General features: G+C 63.4%; 6 protein-coding genes. 3 read left to right on the top strand and 3 right to left on the bottom strand.

Annotated elements, in window-relative coordinates:
- A partial coding sequence (tyrS, locus tag EN939_RS16180) for a tyrosine--tRNA ligase (protein ID WP_127268788.1) occupies positions 1-963 on the bottom strand: 963 nt, incomplete at its 3' end.
- Positions 964-1,251: 288 nt separating this feature from the next.
- On the opposite strand from tyrS, the gene EN939_RS16175 reads away from it, so the two are divergent.
- Both EN939_RS16175 and EN939_RS16170 read left to right on the top strand, forming a co-directional pair.
- Positions 1,252-2,895 (top strand): ArnT family glycosyltransferase, encoded by a 1,644-nt coding sequence (locus EN939_RS16175; RefSeq protein WP_127268787.1) that lies wholly within the window; start codon positions 1,252-1,254, stop codon positions 2,893-2,895.
- Between the two features lie 126 nt (positions 2,896-3,021).
- Positions 3,022-3,771: a phosphatase PAP2 family protein gene (locus EN939_RS16170; protein ID WP_245473102.1), complete on the top strand. Its 750-nt coding sequence runs from the start codon at positions 3,022-3,024 to the stop codon at positions 3,769-3,771.
- Between the two features lie 11 nt (positions 3,772-3,782).
- On the opposite strand, the gene EN939_RS16165 is transcribed toward EN939_RS16170, so the two are convergent.
- Positions 3,783-4,433: an FMN-binding negative transcriptional regulator gene (locus EN939_RS16165; protein ID WP_127268785.1), complete on the bottom strand. Its 651-nt coding sequence runs from the start codon at positions 4,431-4,433 to the stop codon at positions 3,783-3,785.
- 21 nt (positions 4,434-4,454) lie between these two features.
- Positions 4,455-5,129, bottom strand: a complete 675-nt coding sequence (locus EN939_RS16160) for an alpha/beta hydrolase (protein ID WP_023669128.1) — start codon at positions 5,127-5,129, stop codon at positions 4,455-4,457.
- Positions 5,130-5,365: 236 nt separating this feature from the next.
- On the opposite strand from EN939_RS16160, the gene EN939_RS16155 reads away from it, so the two are divergent.
- The gene (locus EN939_RS16155; RefSeq protein WP_127268784.1) at positions 5,366-6,529 is read left to right on the top strand and encodes a cysteine desulfurase family protein; all 1,164 of its coding nucleotides are present in this window, start codon (positions 5,366-5,368) and stop codon (positions 6,527-6,529) included.
- Positions 6,530-6,568 lie beyond the last annotated feature (39 nt).

The following is a 6,568-nucleotide window of genomic DNA, read 5'->3' as shown; positions in this document are numbered from 1 at the left end:
ATCGCTGGCTTGCTCGGCGGCTGCACGGCCATGCAGCAGGGCGGTGATCTCGGTGGCGAGGATCTTCTTGGCCTCATTGATCTCGGATCCGCCGAGCCGTTCGAGTCGCGCCACCTCGTCCAGCGGCAGCGTCGTGTAGAGCTTCAGGAAGCGCGCGACGTCGGCATCCTCGGTGTTGCGCCAGTACTGCCAGAATTCGTAGGGGCTCAGCATCTCCGCATCGAGCCAGACCGCGCCCGAAGCCGACTTGCCCATCTTGGCGCCCGACGAGGTGGTGAGCAGCGGCGTGGTCAGCGCATAGAGCTGCGCGTCCTCCATGCGGCGGCCGAGATCGATACCGTTGATGATGTTGCCCCATTGGTCGGAGCCGCCCATCTGCAGGCGGCAGCCGAGACGCTTGTAGAGTTCGACGAAATCATAGGCCTGCAGGATCATGTAGTTGAATTCGAGGAACGACAGCGACTGCTCGCGATCGAGCCGCAGCTTGACGGAATCGAACGCCAGCATGCGGTTGACGGAAAAGTGACGGCCGACATCGCGCAGGAAATTGACGTAGTTGATCTCCATCAGCCAGTCGGCGTTGTTGACCATGATGGCGTCGTTCGGACCGCTGCCGAATTTGAGGTAGGGCATGAAGTTGCGGCGGATGCCAGCCAGATTGTCTTCGATGTCCTGCGGGGTCAAAAGCTTGCGCGCCTCGTCCTTGAAGGACGGGTCGCCGATCATCGAGGTGCCGCCGCCCATCAGCGCGATCGGCCGGTGACCGGTCTGCTGAAGCCAGTGCAGCATCATGATCTGGATCAGCGAGCCGGCGTGCAGGCTCTTGGCGGTGGCGTCGAAGCCGATATAGGCCGTCACCGTTTCCTTGGCGAAGATAGTGTCGAGACCGGCATCATCCGAAGTCTGGTGGATGAAACCGCGCTCGCTCATCGTGCGCAGGAAATCCGATTTGAAGGCAGGCATTTTTTCTTTCCCGAAAGCGTCCGGCCAGCGTGGCTCGGGTGTGCATGAACGCGGGCGTTTAGCATCCAAGCGCGATCAGCAAAAGTGGTTTCCGGTTTTGCGACTGATCGTGCGCCAGACAAAGGTCCAGCGATCAGCAAAAGTGGTTTCCGGTTTTGGTGCCCGCGCGGATGGCATTTGCGAATCCTTGCTTCGTCGTTTGGGCTGGCGTATTGAGGCGCCGCGCAGGGCAGGGCCTGAGGCGCCGCGACGGGGCCATCCCGCAGATCAGATCCGGAAAGCTCCGCGATGAACAGGAACTATCTTTTTCTCTTTCTGTTCAGCGTGCTGATGACTTTCAGCGGACTGGCGAGCCTTCCACCCGTCGACCGGGACGAATCCCGTTTTGTCCAGGCCACCAAGCAGATGGTCGAAACCTCCGACTATGTCGACATCCGTTTTCAGGATGCCTCGCGCTACAAGAAGCCGATCGGCATCTACTGGCTGCAATCGGCGGCCGTGGCGCTGAGCGGCGAGGGGGCGGCGGCGCCGATCTGGGTCTACCGCCTCGTCTCCATGCTTGGCATTGCCTTGGCCGTCGTCGGCATTGCCTGGACAGGCACCAAGCTGTTCGGGGCCAATGCCGGTCTCGCCGCCGGCCTGATGATGGCGGCGATCTTCGCCACCGCCTTCGAGGGGCGTGACGCCAAGACCGACGCCATGCTGCTGGCCTGCTGCGTGGCGGCGCAAGGCGCGCTCGCTCAGATCTATCTGGCATCGCGCCGCAACGAACCGGTAGCGGCCCATCTGCCGTGGATATTCTGGGCCGCTCAAGGCCTTGGAATCCTTATCAAGGGGCCGGTGGCTCCGCTGTTGTCGGTGCTGACGGTCGCCGCCCTGTTTGCCTTCGAGCGCGACTGGCGCTGGCTCCTGAAGCTGAAGCTCGTGCGCGGTGTCGCCCTGGTGCTGTTCATCGTGCTGCCCTGGGTCGCCCTCATCACTTGGAAGAGCGGCGGCGCCTTCCTCAGTGATGCCGTCGGCAAGGACATGATGGCCAAGGTCGCCTCGGGCGAGGAATCGCACGGCCTGCCGCCGGGCTTCTACATGCTGACCTATTCCTTGTTCATGTGGCCGTTCGGTCTGATCGCGGTTGGCGCCGGGCTGCAGGCCCTCAACCGGTTGCGCGACGATCCGCGGCTGCGTTTCTGCCTCGCCTGGTACATTCCGTTCTGGCTGGTGTTCGAACTGATCCCGACCAAGCTGCCGCACTATGTCCTGCCGGCCTATCCCGGCATGGCGCTGCTGATCGGTTGGCTGTTGACCTTGCCGCCCCAGGAGGCGAATGCGCCGCTCAGGCGCTGGCAGGATTGGTTGTGGTGGTCGACCGCATTCGGTCTTGCCGTGGTCAGCCTTGGCCTGGCGGCGGTCTGCGTCGGAGCGCCGATCTATCTCACCGGCGCCTTCTCCTGGTGGAGCATCCCGGCCGCCGCGGCGGCGCTGGCGGCAGGATATTTCGCTTTTTCGCGACAGCTGCAAGTGCCGCTCTCCCGCATCGGCACAATCGCCGTCTGCGCGGGCATCACCTATGGACTGTTGTTCGGCGTCATCGCGCCTTCGCTGAAACCGATCTGGCTGAGCCCGGCGATCGAGGCGGCGTTCCAGGCCAACAGGCCTTGCGACACCACGGTGCTCGCTTCGGCGGAATATCACGAGCCGAGCCTGGTGTTCCTGGTCGGCACCAAGACCGTCCTGACCGATGTCGATGGCGTCGCCAAGCATCTGCTCGGCGATCCTGCCTGCGCCCTGGCTCTGGCGCAGGTCGGCGACGAGCAGAAACTGAATGGGTTGCTGGCGGCGCAAGGCAAGTCGGCGAACCGCGTTGCCGAGGTCGACGGCCTCAACTATTCGTCGGGAGACAAGCTGTCGCTCGGCCTCTATCGTGTAACCCAGTGACGGCTCGCCGATGCCCATGACGGCGACAATGGGGTCGAATTTCCTATGCTGGTGAAATCACGCCCGCCCGTTTCGAGCCTGCTCCTTGGGGTAGGGCGCCGGTCGCTCGACAATTTTCGCGATACGATGCAGATCGCCAAAAGCCGCCTTGCCACCCGCCCGGCCAGATACCCGAACGTTTTGTGGTCGGTCTGGGTGCTGGTCTGGGTTTTGCTGACGGCGGCAGCGTTTGTTCGTCTCGACACCCCGGCCGGAATGCTTCACGGCAAGTGGTCGGCGGGATTTGCCCGGACTGCCGACTTTTTCACCCAGTTCGGCCTGGGTGGCTGGTATCTCATTCCCTCAGTGCTTCTGCTTGTCGCCGCCAACCTGACGGATTGGCGAAGCCTCTCGCGGCGCTCGCTGATGCTGCTCTACAACTGGACCTGCCTGGCTTTTCTGGTGCTGTGCGCCACCGGCCTGTCGGGGATCGCCGTCAATGTGCTGAAATATGCCATTGGCCGGGCTCGCCCCCTCTATTACGAGGACTTTGGCGTGCTGACCCTGCACCCCTTCGCTTTCGATGCGCGCTTCGCCGGCTTTCCGTCCGGCCATGGTACGACGATGGGCGCGGTGTTCGGGGTCGCTTTGCTGTTGTTTCCGCGGCGCTGGTACATCGCCCTGGCGATCACCGCTTGTATCGCCTCGACCCGTATCTTCGTTGGCGCGCACTATCCCAGCGACACCGTCGCCGGCTTCGGCCTTGGCTGCGGCTTCGCGCTCGCCTGCGGGCTGGTCTTTGCCCGGCTCGGCTTCATTTTCCGGCCGATGCCGTCGGGACTGCCGGTCCGCAAGAGAACGTTTCGGCTGATCGGACCGACAAGGAAGGCTGCCTGAGCATTCGAAGTTCAGTTGCCGTCCAGTCCGCCATAGGATCTGACCAGGCCGGCCATGCCGGGCGACTGGTGGTCTTCGCTTTCCAGCCCCTGTGCAACGCCGACGCGATCGGCGACCGGCCGGTTCTGGCTGACCTTCCACTTGCCGTGGATTTCGCTGATCTCGATTTCCAGCCCGATAATGCCCTTGATCTGCGACTGGATGAAGGGCTCCGGCGCATCGGTCACCGCCCAGGGTGCGGCGCGGGCGCCTTCCTGGGATATGGTCAGATCGGCGATCTGCTGCGCCAGCCAGTCCTGATCATCCATCACCTTGACGGTGCCGCGAACCTGCACGATGGCGTAATTCCAGGTCGGCACCACCTTGCCGGTCTCGCGCTTGGTCTCGTACCAGGACGGCGTCACATAGGCATCGCTGCCCTGGAAGACGATCAGCACGGGGGATGCCGGGTTGTCGGCCAACAGGCGCCATTGCGGGTTGGCCCGCGCCAGATGGGCGCGCAGCGTGCCGTTAGGCCCGATTTCCGCGTCGAGCAGGAACGGGACAGCGTTGGCGACCGGCCCATCGGGCCCGTTGGAAACCAACAGGCCCAGCGGATGCGTCCGGATCAGCCCGTGCAGGATTTCCGGCCGCGTTTCCCTGAAATGAGGAGGTTCGTACATCGCCGTCCGTTCTTGCCTTGTTTATCTCAGCCGCTTCGGACGCGGATCCGACAATTCGCCGGCCAGCCGGCGGTCGAGATAGTCGGCGCATTCCTCGAGCAGCAGGTCGGCATCGTTGGCGAAGAAATGGTTGGCGCCGGGCAAGGTCTTTTGCGTGATGGTGATGCCCTTCTGCGTGTGCAGCTTGTCGACCAGGCCCTGCACATCCTTCGGCGGCGCCACCTTGTCGGCATCGCCATGGATGATCAGGCCCGATGACGGGCAGGGCGCCAGGAACGAGAAATCATAGGTGTTGGGCTGCGGCGCGATCGAAATGAAGCCTTCGATCTCCGGCCGGCGCATCAGAAGCTGCATGCCGATCCAGGAGCCGAAGGAGTAGCCGGCGACCCAGCAGCTCTTGGAATCGGGATGCAGCGACTGCACCCAGTCCAAAGCGGCGGCGGCGTCCGACAGCTCGCCGGTGCCATGGTCGAACTCGCCCTGGCTGCGGCCGATGCCGCGGAAATTGAAGCGAAGCGTGGTGAAATCCCGCTTCTGGAACATGTAGAAGAGGTCGTAGACGATCTTGTTGTTCATCGTGCCGCCGAATTGCGGGTGCGGGTGCAGGACGATGGCAATCGGCGCGCTCTTTTCCTTGGAAGGCTGATAGCGACCCTCCAGGCGGCCGGCAGGACCGGTGAAAATGACCTCAGGCATAAAATACTCCACTTGGTAATACGAACGCGCGGTGCCTGGAACGTTTCCTCTGGCCTTGACGCAGGGCGAGCGTCTTCTTAGAAGCTAGTTTAGAATTGTTCAAAACTGAGTGGCAAGACATCGAGCCCGGCCACCCGCGCCGCAAGCCGCGTAAATAGGACGGCTCGCCTTGGAATTTCAAGGAAATAACGCCATACGACAGCGGAATGGCTTCTGACGGGATTTGACGGACGAAAATGGCCGGAATACGCGCCTATCTCGACTACAATGCCAGTGCGCCGCTGCTTGCCGTGGCCCGCGAGGCTATGGTCGCGGCCCTTGACGTCGCGGCCAATCCGTCATCGGTTCACGCCGAGGGGCGCGCGGCCCGCCGCCTGATCGAGACCGTCAGGCGTGACGTGGCGGCGCTAGTCAACGCCAAGGCGGAGCATGTCGTGTTCACCTCCGGTGCCACGGAAGCAGCCTCGACGCTGCTGTCACCCGACTGGCAGATGGGGCGCGGCACGGTGCGTATGAGCCGGCTTTACGTGTCGGAGGCCGATCATCCCTGCCTGTTGAACGGCGGACGGTTCCCCGCAGCGCAGGTGACGCGGATCGGCGTCGACGCCAACGGCATTGCCGATCTCGGCGCCTTGGAGTCGGCGCTCGGCGGTCACGACAAGAGCGAGGGCCTGCCGCTGGTCGCAATCCACGCCGCCAACAACGAGACCGGCGTCATCCAGCCGATCGATCGTATCGCCGCGATCGTCAAGGCGGCGGGCGGCATCCTCATTGTCGACGCCGTGCAGGCCGTAGGGCGTGTTTCGACCGATCTATCAGCGGGTTACGCCGATTATCTGATTCTGTCCTCGCACAAGATCGGTGGACCCAAGGGCGTCGGCGCCATCGTCGCGGCTTCCGATTTGATGATGCCGAAGCCGCTGATCAATGGCGGTGGCCAGGAAAAGGGCCATCGCGGCGGAACTGAGAACCTCGCCGCCATTGCCGGTTTCGGCGCCGCCGCACGCGAGGCGCTTGCCGGATTGCCGGCCATGGATGCGGTGCGCCAGCGCCGCGACGAGATCGAGGCCATCGTCAAATCGCTGGTGCCGGACGCGGAAATCTTTGGAACCGGTGCGCCAAGGCTTGCCAATACGGCATTCTTCGCTATTGCGGGCGTCAAAGCCGAAACCGCGCAGATCGCCTTCGATCTGGCCGGTGTAGCGCTGTCGGCCGGCTCTGCCTGTTCGTCGGGCAAGGTCGGACCGAGCCATGTGCTGAAAGCCATGGGCTACGGTGACAGTCTCGGCGCCTTGCGGGTGTCGATCGGACCGGCGACCGGCGCGGAAGACGTTGAGCTTTTCCGCACCGCGCTTGCGGGTATTGCCGCACGAAGGGCGGATAGAGAACGGGCCGCGTAGCGGTTGGACGAATTTGGGCCTTTCGGCCTGGTAGAGCCG

The sequence above is a fragment of the Mesorhizobium sp. M7A.F.Ca.CA.002.05.1.1 genome (assembly GCF_003998335.1).
In the GTDB taxonomy this organism is placed as follows: domain Bacteria; phylum Pseudomonadota; class Alphaproteobacteria; order Rhizobiales; family Rhizobiaceae; genus Mesorhizobium.
The sequence above is the reverse complement of the archived record's forward strand: the minus strand, read 5'-3'. Positions and strand labels throughout refer to the sequence as shown.

What these genes read in the sequence shown, in the direction of transcription:
- EN939_RS16175 (WP_127268787.1), top strand. Translation starts at nt 1,252, where the DNA reads ATGAACAGGAACTATCTTTTTCTCTTTCTGTTCAGCGTGCTGATGACT.
- EN939_RS16170 (WP_245473102.1), top strand. Translation starts at nt 3,022, where the DNA reads ATGCAGATCGCCAAAAGCCGCCTTGCCACCCGCCCGGCCAGATACCCG.
- EN939_RS16165 (WP_127268785.1), bottom strand. Translation starts at nt 4,433, where the DNA reads ATGTACGAACCTCCTCATTTCAGGGAAACGCGGCCGGAAATCCTGCAC.
- EN939_RS16160 (WP_023669128.1), bottom strand. Translation starts at nt 5,129, where the DNA reads ATGCCTGAGGTCATTTTCACCGGTCCTGCCGGCCGCCTGGAGGGTCGC.
- EN939_RS16155 (WP_127268784.1), top strand. Translation starts at nt 5,366, where the DNA reads ATGGCCGGAATACGCGCCTATCTCGACTACAATGCCAGTGCGCCGCTG.